At 66.0% G+C, this 12,995-nt stretch carries 12 protein-coding genes; 3 read left to right on the top strand and 9 right to left on the bottom strand.

Annotation, left to right across the window (positions count from 1 at the left end):
* Positions 1-13: 13 nt before the first annotated feature.
* Both P7L68_RS18555 and P7L68_RS18550 read left to right on the top strand, forming a co-directional pair.
* Positions 14-394: an encapsulin-associated ferritin-like protein gene (locus P7L68_RS18555; protein WP_372000594.1), complete on the top strand. Its 381-nt coding sequence runs from the start codon at positions 14-16 to the stop codon at positions 392-394.
* A 44-nt stretch (positions 395-438) separates the two neighbouring features.
* Positions 439-1,266: a family 1 encapsulin nanocompartment shell protein gene (locus tag P7L68_RS18550; RefSeq protein ID WP_372000592.1), complete on the top strand. Its 828-nt coding sequence runs from the start codon at positions 439-441 to the stop codon at positions 1,264-1,266.
* Between the two features lie 176 nt (positions 1,267-1,442).
* On the opposite strand, the gene P7L68_RS18545 is transcribed toward P7L68_RS18550, so the two are convergent.
* The 9 genes from P7L68_RS18545 to P7L68_RS18505 all read right to left on the bottom strand — a co-directional run bounded on the left by P7L68_RS18545 (position 1,443) and on the right by P7L68_RS18505 (position 11,976).
* Positions 1,443-2,663 carry an ABC transporter substrate-binding protein gene (locus tag P7L68_RS18545; RefSeq protein ID WP_372000591.1) on the bottom strand — a complete coding sequence of 407 codons (1,221 nt, stop codon included), beginning with the start codon at positions 2,661-2,663 and terminating at the stop codon, positions 1,443-1,445.
* Positions 2,664-2,989: 326 nt separating this feature from the next.
* Positions 2,990-4,672, bottom strand: coding sequence for a methyl-accepting chemotaxis protein (locus tag P7L68_RS18540; protein ID WP_372000590.1), 1,683 nt, complete (start codon positions 4,670-4,672; stop codon positions 2,990-2,992).
* A gap of 195 nt (positions 4,673-4,867) precedes the next feature.
* Entirely contained in the window at positions 4,868-5,851 is a 984-nt protein-coding gene (locus P7L68_RS18535) for a branched-chain amino acid ABC transporter permease (protein WP_372000588.1), read from the bottom strand.
* 4 nt (positions 5,852-5,855) lie between these two features.
* Positions 5,856-6,743, bottom strand: coding sequence for a branched-chain amino acid ABC transporter permease (locus tag P7L68_RS18530; RefSeq protein ID WP_372000586.1), 888 nt, complete (start codon positions 6,741-6,743; stop codon positions 5,856-5,858).
* Between the two features lie 60 nt (positions 6,744-6,803).
* Positions 6,804-8,024 carry an ABC transporter substrate-binding protein gene (locus P7L68_RS18525; RefSeq protein WP_372000584.1) on the bottom strand — a complete coding sequence of 407 codons (1,221 nt, stop codon included), beginning with the start codon at positions 8,022-8,024 and terminating at the stop codon, positions 6,804-6,806.
* A gap of 301 nt (positions 8,025-8,325) precedes the next feature.
* Entirely contained in the window at positions 8,326-9,063 is a 738-nt protein-coding gene (locus tag P7L68_RS18520) for an ABC transporter ATP-binding protein (protein WP_372000583.1), read from the bottom strand.
* A complete protein-coding gene (locus tag P7L68_RS18515; protein ID WP_372000581.1) occupies positions 9,056-9,811 on the bottom strand; it encodes an ABC transporter ATP-binding protein in 756 nt (251 codons plus the stop codon). The genes P7L68_RS18520 and P7L68_RS18515 overlap by 8 nt, the downstream gene beginning before the upstream one ends.
* Positions 9,812-10,122: 311 nt before the next feature.
* On the bottom strand, positions 10,123-11,139 hold the full coding sequence (locus tag P7L68_RS18510; RefSeq protein ID WP_372000580.1) for a fumarylacetoacetate hydrolase family protein: 1,017 nt from the start codon (positions 11,137-11,139) through the stop codon (positions 10,123-10,125).
* Positions 11,140-11,199: 60 nt separating this feature from the next.
* A complete protein-coding gene (locus P7L68_RS18505) occupies positions 11,200-11,976 on the bottom strand; it encodes a cyclase family protein (protein ID WP_372000578.1) in 777 nt (258 codons plus the stop codon).
* A gap of 202 nt (positions 11,977-12,178) precedes the next feature.
* Here P7L68_RS18505 and P7L68_RS18500 point away from each other — a divergent pair, with 202 nt between their 5' ends.
* Complete coding sequence (locus tag P7L68_RS18500; protein ID WP_372000576.1) at positions 12,179-12,910, top strand: FCD domain-containing protein; 732 nt, start codon at positions 12,179-12,181, stop codon at positions 12,908-12,910.
* Positions 12,911-12,995: the final 85 nt, after the last annotated feature.

The raw sequence follows: 12,995 nt of genomic DNA, 5'->3' as shown, positions 1-12,995 counted from the left end.
AGGAGACGAGCAGATGGCCGGAGAGGTCCTGCATGCCCCGCGCGAGAAGCTGAGCCGCCACACCCTGGCGCTTCATCATGCAATCTCGTCGCTGATGGAAGAGCTGGAGGCGGTGGACTGGTACCGCCAGCGCGCCGATGATTGCGAAGACGACGAGCTGCGCGAGATCCTGCTGCACAACATGCGCGAGGAAATCGAGCACGCCATGATGACGCTGGAATGGCTGCGCCGGAACGACGGCGACTTTGCTGAGCAGATCAAGACCTATCTGTTCACCGAAGGCCCGATCACCGGGGTGGAGGAAAGCGCCACCGGCGGCGGTGACGGCAAGGGTGGCGATGGCGATACCGGCGGCGACGGGCTGACCATCGGCCGCATGAAGAAGCGCCGCTGATCCGGCCCCGCTTTCCCGTTCGCCAGCTGCAGGAGTTTCACGAGATGGATTACCTGAACCGTTCCCAGGCCCCCTTCGGTGCCGATCTCTGGCGCCGCATCGACGAGGCGGCGATCGAGGCCGCCCGCGACGCGCTGACCGGCCGCCGCTTTCTGGAGGTCGACGGCCCCTATGGTGTGGGCCTGACCTCGATCGAGATCGGCAACGACGACTATTGCCGTGATCCCGGCCCGGACGAGGCCGGCGCGGTGATGAGCCGTGCGATCTCGGTGCCGATGCTGCGCAAGGGCTTCCGGCTGAGCGTGCGGCGCATCGCCTCGTCCACCGATCAGGGGCAGCCGCTCAATCTCGATCCGGTCGAGGATGCCGCCGAGGCCGTGGCCGCGCGCGAAGAGGAGATGATCTATTACGGCAACCCCGATTTCGGCCTGGAAGGCCTGCTGAGTGCCCGCGGCCGCCACGAGATCGCAGGCGGCGACTGGGCCAATATCGATCAGGCGTTGCAGGATGTGCTCGCCGCGGTGAACAGGCTGGACGAAAGCGGGATGCGCGGCCCCTATGCGCTGGCGCTGTCGCCCCGGCTCTACAACTCGCTGTTCCGCCGCTATGACGGCAGCGACGTGCTGCAGCTGGAGCATATCTCCCGCGTCTGCACCGTCGGCATCTTCAAGGCGCCGATCGAGGGTGGCGTGCTGGTCGATCCGCGGGTCGGCACGCTGGTGATCGGCCAGGATCTGCGGGCCGGCTATGGCTCGCATGACGGTATTCACCACCATCTTTATCTCTCGGAAAGCCTGGTGCTGCGCATCGACGACCCCAAGGCGATCTGCACCATCGGTGCGGATGTCGGCAAGGCACCGGCCGGCGACTGATGCCGGCCCGGCCCGCAGGGGACGGATCTGAACGACGAAACGCCGCCATCCGGACAGGATGGCGGCGTTTCGCGTTCGGCCCCATGACCGGCGAAATCGGCCAGCGAGGGGCGGGGGCTGGGGGCCGGACATCCGCGGGTGATATGCCCGTGCGGCAGAACCGGCCCGGGGCCTGATTACTTCTTGACCAGCGGGCACTCACCCTTGTCCATCGGGCGGAAAGCCTGATCGCCCGGGATGGTGGCCAGAACCTTGTAGTAGTCCCAGGGGCCCTTCGACTCTTCGGGCTTCTTCACCTCGACCAGATACATGTCGTGCACCATGCGGCCATCGGGGCGAATGGTGCCGTTCTTGGCGAAGAAGTCGTTGATCGGGGTCGCCTTCATCTGGTCGGCGACGGTCTTGCCGTCATCCGAACCGGTGGCCTCGATCGCCTTCAGATACTGGGTGACGCCGGAATAGATGCCCGCCTGCAGCATGTTGGGCATCTTGCCGCCGGACTTTTCGGCGAAACGCTTGGCAAAGGCCCGGGTCTCGTCGTTCATGTCCCAGTAATAGCCGGTGGTGACCACCAGCCCCTGGGCGACCTTCAGACCCAGGGCGTGGATGTCGTTGATGAACACCAGCAGGCCGGCAAGCTTCTGACCGCCCTGCGTGATGCCGAACTCGGCCGCCTGCTTGATCGAGTTGACGGTGTCGCCGCCGGCATTGGCGAGGCCGATCACGTCCGCGCCCGAGCCCTGGGCCTGGAGCAGGAAGGACGAGAAGTCGGTGGTCGGGAAGGGCGCGCGCACGCCGCCCACCACCTCGCCGCCCGCGGCGTTGACCGCGTTGGTGGTGTCACGCTCCAGCGCATGGCCGAAAGCATAGTCGGCGGTGATGAAGTACCACTTCTTGGCGCCCTGGCCGACCAGTGCCGAACCGGTGCCGGTCGCCAGCGCATAGGTGTCGTAGACGTAGTGGATGCCGGTGGGCGAGCAGGCCTTGCTGGTCAGGTCCGAGGTGCCGGCACCGGCATTCAGGTGCAGCTTGCCTTTTTCCTTGGAAATATTCTGAACGGCCAGACCCACCGACGAGGTCGGCACGTCGACGATCACGTCCACACCGTCGCGGTCGTACCACTGGTTGGCGATGTTGGAGCCGATATCGGGCTTGTTCTGGTGGTCGGCGAAGATCACCTCGACCGGCACGCCCTTGACCTTGCCGCCGTAATCCTCCACCGCCATCTGGGCGGCAATGACCGAAGCCTGGCCGGTGACGTCGGCATAAATGCCCGACTGGTCGTTGAGCACGCCGATGCGCACGACGTTGCCCGAGATCTCGGCCTGGGCCGCCCCCGCGGCGAGACCGGTCATGGTCGCAAGAACCGCGGCAGCGATCGCGTTCCTGGTGTTCATCTGTATCCTCCCTGGGCGGATCGGGGCCGACGGCCATGGTCCCCGCGTGGTCCCGGCGGGCATGCAGCCACCTGCTCTCCCTGCAGGAATGCCACTGCCCGACATGCCCGTCTCAACCCGCTCCCCAGCGCGTCGTCGGGCATGTCATGTTCCGGAATGATCCGCATCCTTGATCTGATCAGGAGACATTTCACAGAGGGTGAAATCTCACTCCCGGGCCGTCTTGGGAAAGATGATGCTGTATTCGAGGGGCTTCGTGAAAGGAAAAAACGCCGTTACCGCCTGAAAGCGATAACGGCGTTCCTGCCTTCAACCTGCGGCGGGTTTCATGCCGCGCGAATATCGCCGAGGAAGCGATCGACCACCTGCTTCAGATCATCCGCCTGACGATTGAGCCGGCCGGCGGCATCCCGCACCGTGCCGGCCGTGGCGCCGGTCTGGTTTGCGGCTGTGCCGACCGCGGCGATGCTGCTGGTCACCGCTTCGGTCGCCTGGGCGGCGGCCTGGGTGCTGCGGGCGATCGACAAGGTGCCGGCGCCCTGTTCCTGAACCGCGGCGGCGATGTCGCCGGCGATTTCGCTGATCGAACTGATGATCTTCGCAATGCCGTCGATGGCGGTGACCGCGCGGCGGGTTTCTTCCTGCACGGCGCCGATCTGCCGCGAGATGTCTTCGGTGGCGCGGCCGGTCTGGCTCGCCAGATTCTTCACCTCCGAGGCCACGACCGCGAAGCCCTTGCCGGCATCCCCCGCCCGCGCTGCCTCGATGGTGGCGTTCAGCGCCAGAAGATTGGTCTGGTCGGCAATGGCATCGATCAGCACCACCACCTCGCCGATCCGGTCGCCGGTATCCGACAGGCCGCGCACGATTTCAGTGGTGCGCCGTGCCTCTTCGGTGGCCCGCGCGGCGATGTCGGCGGCCTGGGTCACACGGCGGGCGATGTCTTCGGTGGAGGTCGACAGCTCTTCCGCCGCGGCCGCGATGGTCTGGACATTGGCATCGGCCTGGTTGGCGGCACCGACCATGGTGTCGGCCTGGCGGCCGGCCTGATCCGCCGCCTCGGTCAGCTCGGCTGCGGCCCGTTCCATGGCGCGGGCGGCGTCGAGCACCACTGCCAGCGACTGCCGGGCGTCGTCGTCGAAGCGGCCGGTCAGTTCGTCGACCCGGTGGCTCCGCGTCAGCCGGGCGGCCTGTTCGGCCTCGCGCTGGCGGGACAGTTCGTCTGCCGCGGCCAGCCCCTCGCGAACCACGACGAACGCACGGACGATCGCGCCGATCTCGTCGCGCCGCTCCATCCCTTTAAGGTCGATGGCCCGTTCCCCCTGCGCCAGGCGTTCCAGCCCGCGGCTCACGGCCTTCAGCGGCGGCACGGTCGAACGGATCACGACCAGGGCCAGCAGGCCGAGCACCAGCGCCGCCGTTGCGGCGATGCCGCCGAGCTGCAGCGCCTGGGCCTGGAAGGCGGCCTCGATGTCGTCGGTATAGACCCCGGTGATCACGCCGATATCGGTGCCGGGTACGCGCTGGATGAAGGACAGCTTGGGTTCCGGGTCACCATCCTTCTGGCGCGGCCAGAGATAGGCGAAGGAGCCCTGTCCGGTCGTGGTCGCGATCTTGATGGCATCCTGCACATAAGTGACGCCATTGCTGTCCTTCGCCCCGATCATGTTGCGGCCGACGATGTTCGGGAACTTGCCGTTCATGAGCATGACGCCGGTCATGTCGATTGCGGAGAGGTATTCCTCGCCATCGTCGTAGCGTACCGGCTCCAGCAGTGCGAGCCCGGTGCGGATTGCCTCCGCCCGGTCGCCCCCGCTGGCATCTGCACGGGCGATTTCCGCAGAGACAATGGAGACCCCCATCTCGACCAGGGCTTCCAGCTTATCCTGGCGGTCGGTGTAGAGGGCTTCGCGCAGGGTGGTGAGGGAAAGGTACATCGTCGCGGCCACGCCCAGGAACGCGGCGATGAGCAGGATGCCGAGTTTGGCACCGGTCGAGAGGTTCTGCATCGTCCGGAACTCCGAAACCTCGGGGCCCGAGAAGGGCGCCGGATCGGAGGAGTCTAGGCCTATCTGATTAATCAATGGTTGAAATTCTAAGGCAAAAAGCGAGCAATGCGCGCTGCATGGTTAACGAAACGTCGAAAGCCGCCATGCCCATCGGGGCATGGCGGCTTTCATGGAGTCAGACGTGATCCGGCGTGATCAGGAGTTGCGGTTGCGCCGCCGCTCCATGAAGGCCAGATATTCGCCCACGATACCGCGGCGGAACAGCAGCACGCAGGCGATGAAGATCGCGCCCTGGATGATGGTCACCCAGGCACCGACCTGGGCAAAGTAGTTCTGGATGCCGGTGACCAGGAAGGCGCCGACCGTCGGGCCCAGAACCGTGCCCACGCCGCCGAGCAGGGTCATCAGCACCACCTCGCCCGAGGCGTGCCAGTGAACGTCGGTGAGGGTGGCGATCTGGAAGACCAGTGCCTTGGTCGAGCCGGCAAGGCCCGCGATGCCCGAGGACAGCACGAAGGCCAGCAGCTTGTAGCGGTTGACGTCGTAGCCCAGAGAGATCGCGCGCTGCTCGTTCTCGCGGATCGCCTTCAGGGTCTGGCCGAAGGGCGAGTGGATCACGCGATGGATGAACAGCAGGCCGATCAGGAAGATCGCGAACACGACATAATACATGGTCATGTCGTTATGCAGGCTGATCACCCCGAACAGCATGCCGCGCGGAATGCCCTGGATGCCGTCTTCACCGCCGGTGAACGGCGCCTGAAGGGCCAGGAAGAAGATCATCTGGGCAAAGGCCAGCGTCACCATGGCGAAGTAGATGCCCTGGCGCCGGATGGCCAGGCCGCCGATGACGAAGCCCAGCGCCGCGCCGGTGAGCGTGCCGAGCAGGATGCCCAGCTCCGGCGGCAGGCCCCAGACCTTGACCACATGGCCGCAGATATAGGCGGCAAAGCCGAAATAGGCGGCATGGCCGAAGCTGAGCAGGCCGACATAGCCGAGCAGCAGGTTGAAGCCCGAGGCGAAGAGCGCGAAGCACAGCGCCTTCATCAGGAAGACGGGGTAGACGACATGCGGTGCCGCAAGGCCGACCAGGATCGCGATCGCGATGCCGATCATGGCAAGGCCGGCGGCCTTCTGGCCACGGGTGTTGCGGGCAGCGGGAACGGTGTTGACGCTCATGGGATCACGCCGCCTTTCCGAACAGGCCCGCAGGCTTGATGAGGAGGACGATGGCCATGACCACGAAGATCACGGTGCTGGAGGCTTCGGGGTAGAAAACCTTGGTCAGACCTTCGAGCAGGCCCAGGCCGAAGCCGGTCACCACCGCACCCATGATCGAGCCCATGCCGCCGATGACCACCACCGCGAACACGATGATGATGAGGTTGGAGCCCATCAGCGGGCTGACCTGGTAGGCGGGAGCGGCCATCACACCGGCGAAGGCGGCGAGCGCCACGCCGAAGCCATAGGTGAGGGTGATCAGCAGCGGCACGTTGATGCCGAAGGCCTGCACCATGGTCGGGTTTTCGGTCGCGGCGCGCAGATAGGCGCCGAGGCGGGTCTTCTCGATGATCGCCCAGGTTGCCACGCAGACCGCAACCGAGGCGATCAGGATCCAGGCCCGATAGGTGGGCAGGAACATGAAGCCCAGATTGGTGCCGCCCTGCAGCGCCGCCGGGATGGCATAGGGCTGACCCGAGATGCCGTAGAGCTGGCGGAAGAAGCCCTCGATCATCAGTGCGAGGCCGAAGGTGAGCAGCAGCCCGTAAAGATGATCGAGGTTGTAGAGCCGGCGGATCAACAACCGTTCAAGCAGCACGCCGAACAGACCGACGACGATCGGGGAGATGATCAGGGCGGCCCAGTATCCGATTCCGGCGTACTGCAGCACCAGCCACGCCACGAATGCGCCCATCATGTACTGGGCGCCGTGGGAGAAGTTGATGATGTTGAGCAGGCCGAAGATAAGGGCCAGGCCCAGGCTGAGCATGGCGTAGAAGGCGCCGTTGATCAGCCCGAGAAGCAGCTGGCCGAAGAGGACCTGCGGCGGAATGCCGATCAATTCCATCATGAAGGATGTGCCCCTCGTGTCGGCGTCGGATGTGATGGGTGACGGTTGTTCAAAGGCTGATCACTTCGTGACCAGCGGGCATTCGCCCTTGTCCATCGGACGGAAGGCCTGGTCGCCCGGGATGGTGGCCAGCAGCTTGTAGTAGTCGTAAGGCGCCTTGGACTCGGCCGGCGACTTGATCTGCATCAGATACATGTCGTGGACCATGCGGCCGTCCTCGCGGATGACGCCGCCCTTGGCGAAGAAGTCGTTGACCGGGGTCTTCTTCATCTGGTCGACCACGGTCTTGCCGTCGTCCGACTTGGTCGCCTCGACCGCCTTCAGATAATGCATGACCGAGGAGTAGATGCCGGCCTGGACCATGGTCGGCATCTTGCCGCCATTGCGCTCGCCGAACCGCTTGGCGAAGGCGCGGGTCTCGTCGTTCAGATCCCAGTAGAAGCCGGTGGTGAGCACCAGGCCCTGTGCGACGTCGAGACCGAGCGAGTGCACGTCGGACAGGAAGACCAGCAGCGAGGCCAGCTTCTGGCCGCCCTGGGTGATGCCGAATTCGGCCGCCTGCTTGATCGAGTTGACGGTGTCGCCACCGGCATTGGCCAGGCCGATCACGTCCGCGCCCGAGCCCTGGGCCTGGAGCAGGAAGGACGAGAAGTCGGTCGACGGGAAGGGCGAGCGCACGGTGCCCACGACCTCGCCGCCTGCGGCGGTGACGGCGTTGGAGGTGTCACGCTCCAGCGCATGGCCGAAGGCATAGTCGGCGGTGATGAAGTACCACTTCTTGGCGCCCTGTTCGACCAGCGCCCGGCCGGTGCCGTTGGCCAGCGCATAGGTGTCGTAGGTCCAGTGGATGCCGGTCGGCGAGCAGGCCTTGCCGGTGAGGTCCGACGTGGCTGCGCCGTGGTCGATCATCACCTTGCCCTTTTCCTTGGCGATGTTCTGCACCGCCAAGGCCACGGACGAGGTGGGCACGTCGAAGATCGCATCGACACCGTCGCGGTCATACCACTGGTTCGCGATGTTGGAGCCGATATCGGGCTTGTTCTGGTGGTCGGCCGAGACCAGTTCGATCTTGGCGCCGGCGACGGTGCCGCCGAAATCCTCGATCGCCATCCGGGCCGCATCGACGCCGCCGGGGCCCGACAGGTCGGTATAGATGCCCGACTGGTCGTTCAGCACGCCGAGACGGACGACATTGTCGGTGATCTGCGCCTGCGCCGCGCCGGCCGAGATGGCGGCGACGACGGCCGCGGTCACGGCTGCGAGGGTCAACTTGAACGTCATGGCTTGAAAACTCCTCCCCTGAGGTCTTCTGCCTGAGGCGGTGATTACGTTCGCGGGACAGTTGAGGTCGGGTCACGTGCAACCGGTCCGGCCCGGCCGGCATCGGTCCTGGAACCGGCCGGGCGCGGGCGCGAACGCCGCGTGCGGACTCTTGGCGGGAGACAGGGCCTCGATCGGACCGGCAGACCTTCTGGATGGGTCCGTCACGTTCCGGAGGCGCGCCGCCGCGACCTTCTCTGGCCCGACGCCATGAAGCATGGCGCCGAGAGTCGTGCCGGGACAGGCCCGGCCCCGGCGCCGGTCAGACGCCGAGATACTGCTTGAGCTTGTCCTGGCTGGTCGCGATATCGGCCGCGGTGAGCATGTCCACCACGTGACCTTCCTCGACCACATAATGCCGGTCCGCAACCGTCGAGGCGAAATGAAAGTTCTGCTCCACCAGAACGATGGTGAAGCCTTTCGCCTTCAGAGCACGGATGATCTCGCCGATCTGCTGCACGATGACCGGCGCCAGACCTTCGGTCGGCTCGTCGAGCAGCAGCAGATTGGCACCGGTGCGCAGGATGCGGGCAATGGCGAGCATCTGCTGCTCACCGCCGGACAGCTTGGTACCCTGGCTGCTGCCGCGCTCTTTCAGGCGCGGAAACAGGCCGAAGACCTCCTCCACCGACATGCCGCCCTGTTTGATCACCGGCGGCAGCATCAGGTTCTCGATCACGTCGAGGCTGGAGAAGATGGCGCGCTCTTCCGGGCAGAAGGCGATACCGGCACGGGCGATCTGGTTCGAGGACATGCCGATCGTCTCGCGGCCCTCGAAAGTGATGCTGCCCTTGCGGCTGCGCACGATGCCCATGATGCATTTGAGCGTCGTCGTCTTGCCGGCGCCGTTGCGGCCGAGCAGGGTGACCACCTCGCCCGGATTGACGTCGACATTGATGCCGTGCAGCACGTGGCTCTCGCCATACCAGGCGTTGAGATCGCGGACGGCGAGGAGGGGGGCGGCCGACGTGGCGGCCGACTTGCGGGCGGGCTCAGCCATGACCGGTTCCCATATAGGCCTGGATGACTTCGGGGTTCTGCGACACCTCGGCATAGGTGCCCTGGGCCAGGATGGCGCCGCGCTGGAGCACGGTGATCCTGTCCGAGAGGTTCGCCACGACCTTGAGGTTGTGCTCGACCATCAGCACGGTCCGGCCTTTGGCCACGCGCCTGATCAGCTCGGCGATCCGGCCGACATCCTCGTGGGCCATGCCCGCCATGGGCTCGTCCAGCAGCAGAACCTTCGGCTCCAGCGCCAGCGTGGTCGCGATTTCGAGTGCACGCTTGCGGCCATAGGGCAGCTCGGCGGTGATGGCGTCGCCATAACCTTCCAGGCCGACATCCGACAGCAGCTCGTCCGCACGATCGTGCAGGCCGTTCAGCACCCGGTCGGAGCGCCAGAAATGGAAGGAGTTGCCGAGTTTGTGCTGCAGGGCGATCCGCACGTTCTCGCGCACCGTCAGATGCGGGAAGACGGCGGAAATCTGAAACGACCGGACCATGCCCCGGCGCGCGATCGCGGCCGGCTTTTCGCTGGTGATATCCTGGCCGTCATAGAGAATCTGACCCGAGGTGGGGATCAGGAACTTGGTGATCAGGTTGAAGCAGGTGGTCTTGCCTGCCCCGTTCGGACCGATCAGGGCGTGGATGGTTCCGCGCCGCACCTGAAGGTCGACATTGCTGACCGCCGTGAAGCCCTTGAACTCCTTGGTCAGTCCCTTCGTCTCGATGATGATGTCCTGAGCCATGCATCTGTAAGCGTCCACGCCCACATGCGGCACGGCAGCGCGATCGCGCAGACCAATGGCCTGCGTGCGCATGCACGACCCCGTGTGTTCACGGACGGCTCACTCCTCCCCTAGATGAGCGCGCGTTGACCGGCTGTTTCGGGAGACAGCGTCCGGTCGCAGCGAGGATCGGGTCCCTGTGTTCTTTTTGTAATTATATTTTATGCCGCAAGTCTTATCGGAATTCCGCAAGGCGGTCAAGGCGTCCGCGTTCCACGATCTGCGCCGCCGGGGGAGGCCGGCGCCCTGGGCGTGAACGCGGACGCCGCGCATCAAACCTGAGGTGGTGTGATGCGGTTCCGGAGCCGGCCGATGCCGTCGATTTCCAGTTCGACGACATCACCCGGATCAAGGAGTTGGCCGGTTTCGATGCCGCAGCCATTGCCGACGGTGCCGGAGCCGATGAACTCGCCGGCATGCAGGGTCTCGTCCCGCGAAATATGGGCGAGGATCCGGTCGAACCGGTGCTGCATCGAGGCGCTGGAGCCCTCGCCGCGCAGCTCGCCATTGACGCGCACCCGCATGCCGAGGGCGTAAGGGTCGGTCATCTCGTCGGCGGTCACGATCCAGGGGCCGATGATGTTGCCGGTGTCGAAATCCTTGCCCTTCGCCGGCCCCAGGCTGCCCTGCATTTCGCTGAACTGCGAGTCGCGGGCGGTCATGTCGTTGAAGATCGTGTAGCCGAAGATATGGTCGTGGGCGGCCTCTGCCGGGATGTCGCGGCCGCCCTTGGCGAGCACGATGCCGAGTTCGAGTTCGTAATCCATCAGCTTCGAATGGCTTGGCCAGCGCACCGGCTGTTCATGGCCGATCACGCTGAACCGGTTCGCCTTGTAATAGATCGGCTGCTCGTACCACACCTGGGGCACGCTGACCGGCGGCAGGCCCAGCGCCTCGGGCGTGGTGCCCTTCAGCCCGGCCAGCAGGCGGCGACCGCCCTCCATGGCCTGGATCAGATGGGTTTCGAAGACCAGGCAGTCGCGCATCTGGCGCGGCCGGGGCAGGGGGCTGCGGAACGAGATCGCATCGAGCGCGACCGCCGCCTCGGCCGCGGCGCCGCCGCGTTCGGCTTCGGCCAGCAGATCGGCCGCGCGGCCGAGCCCGTCGGCGCCGGCATCGATCAGGGCGAGCATCGAGGCGGCGAAGCCGGCATCGGTGCCCATGCGGGCGGCGGCGGTGGTGAGGTCGAGCACGCGGCGACCGTCGGCCATCAGCGCACCGATCCGGCGGGTCTCGCCGGGCGCGGTTTCGAAGGCGCCGGCGCCGGGTACGAAGGTGAGCAGTTTCATCGGCAGGATCCGTCACAGGGGGGAGGCGGGGAAGGGGGGCGCGGAGAGGGGGCGGGGCGGTCAGTCGTCGAAAATTGCCACCGCCCGGGTCCAGCCTGCCGAGGCGCCGCGGATCTTCACGGGGAAACAGGCGACGGTGAAGCCGGTGGCCGGCACGGCTTCCAGGTTGTGCAGCTTTTCAAGATGGCAGTAGCCGATGTCGCGGCCGGCGCGGTGGCCTTCCCAGATCAGCCCGGCATCGCCGGTTTCCAGATACTTTTCGCGGGTATGGGTGAAGGGGGCGTCCCAGCTCCAGGCATCGGTGCCGGTCACCCTGACGCCGCGCTCCAGCAGATAGAGCGTCGCCTCGCGGCCCATGCCGCAGCCGGCATCGACGTAATCGTCCTGGCCGTAGCGGCTGCCGGCACGGGTGTTGATCATCACGATGTCGAAAGGCTGGAGCGTGTGGCCGATGCGGGCCAGCTCGGCCTCGACCTCGGCGGCGGTGACCACATGGCCGTCGGGCAGGTGGCGGAAATCCAGCTTCACACCCGGGCGGAAGCACCAGTCCAGCGGCACCTCGTCGATGGTGATCGCCCGCTCGCCCTGGTTCATGGTCGAGGCGAAGTGATAGGGCGCATCCAGATGGGTGCCGTTATGGGTGATCAGGTTCACCTGCTCCACCGCCCAGCCTTCGCCATCCGGCAGATCCTCGGGCTTCAGCCCGGGGAAGAAGGCGGTGATCTGCGCCGGCGTCTGCTCGTGGTTCATATAGGTGATCTTGGGCTCGAAGCCGGGCGGATCCGAGCGGACCCCGTTTTCCAGCATGATCGACAGATCGACGAAGCGGCGTGCCATGGACGTCATCCTCCTCAGGATCATGGGGTCCGCTCAGGGGGCGGAACCTCCGGTTGCCGGCATCATAGCGCGGCGCTTCGTCGATCCTGCACAAAAAAATCGAAATTCCGAGTCGAAATCATGTATGATCATTCAAGATCGATTTTGCGGCGCAATATCGTGTCGCAGCAAAAAGTCTTCGCCCCTCAGCCGGAGGCCGCCCATGGCCGATACTCTGCCCGACCTGCCGGAGGATGCCCTGCTGCCAGAGGGCGCGCGCGCCGCAACCCTGTCGCTGGAGGCGCTGGAGCGCATCCGTCAGGACATCGTGGCGGGCGCCCTGAAACCCGATACCAAGCTGCATCTGGGCAGTATGCGGGCGCGCTATGGCGTGGGGTTGAGCCCGCTGCGCGAGGCGCTGTCGCGGCTGGCCGCCGACGGGCTGGTCTCATTCTCGGGCCAGCGGGGGTTCCGGGTGGCGCCGGTCAGCCGGGCGGATCTGGCCGACATCACCCGATCGCGGCAGATCATCGAGGGGGCGGCGCTCCGGCTTGCCATCGCCTGTGGCGGCGATGACTGGGAGGCGGAGATCGTGACCAGCCATCATCTGCTGCGCCGGGCGACCGAGCGGCATCTGGGCGCGGGCGACGATGCCGGCTGGGCTGCCTGGGAAGAGCGCCACCGCGCCTTCCACGCGGCCCTCGTCTCCGCCTGTCCGCTCAATGCCCTCAAGGGCTTCCGGGCGCTGCTTTACGACAAGGCCGAACGCTACCGCCGGCTGATGCTTGGCGGCCCCTTCCGGGCGGAAGAGGTGTCGGCCGAACACGACCTGCTCCGGGATGCGGTGCTCGCCCGCGATCCCGACCGGGCGGTGGGGGTGCTGGAAGAGCACATCGCCATCACCGCCGACCTGCTCGATGCCGAGCTTGTGCGCCTGGAGGCATCGGGCGGCTGATCCTGTTCCACCACCCGCCGGTTCCGGCACCGATTGCGGCCCAGGATGCCGCGACGACCGAGCCCACCGGAGACGGCGGCGACTG

It is taken from the genome of Tistrella mobilis (assembly GCF_041468085.1).
Taxonomy (GTDB): domain Bacteria; phylum Pseudomonadota; class Alphaproteobacteria; order Tistrellales; family Tistrellaceae; genus Tistrella; species Tistrella mobilis_A.
The sequence above is the reverse complement of the archived record's forward strand: the minus strand, read 5'-3'. Positions and strand labels throughout refer to the sequence as shown.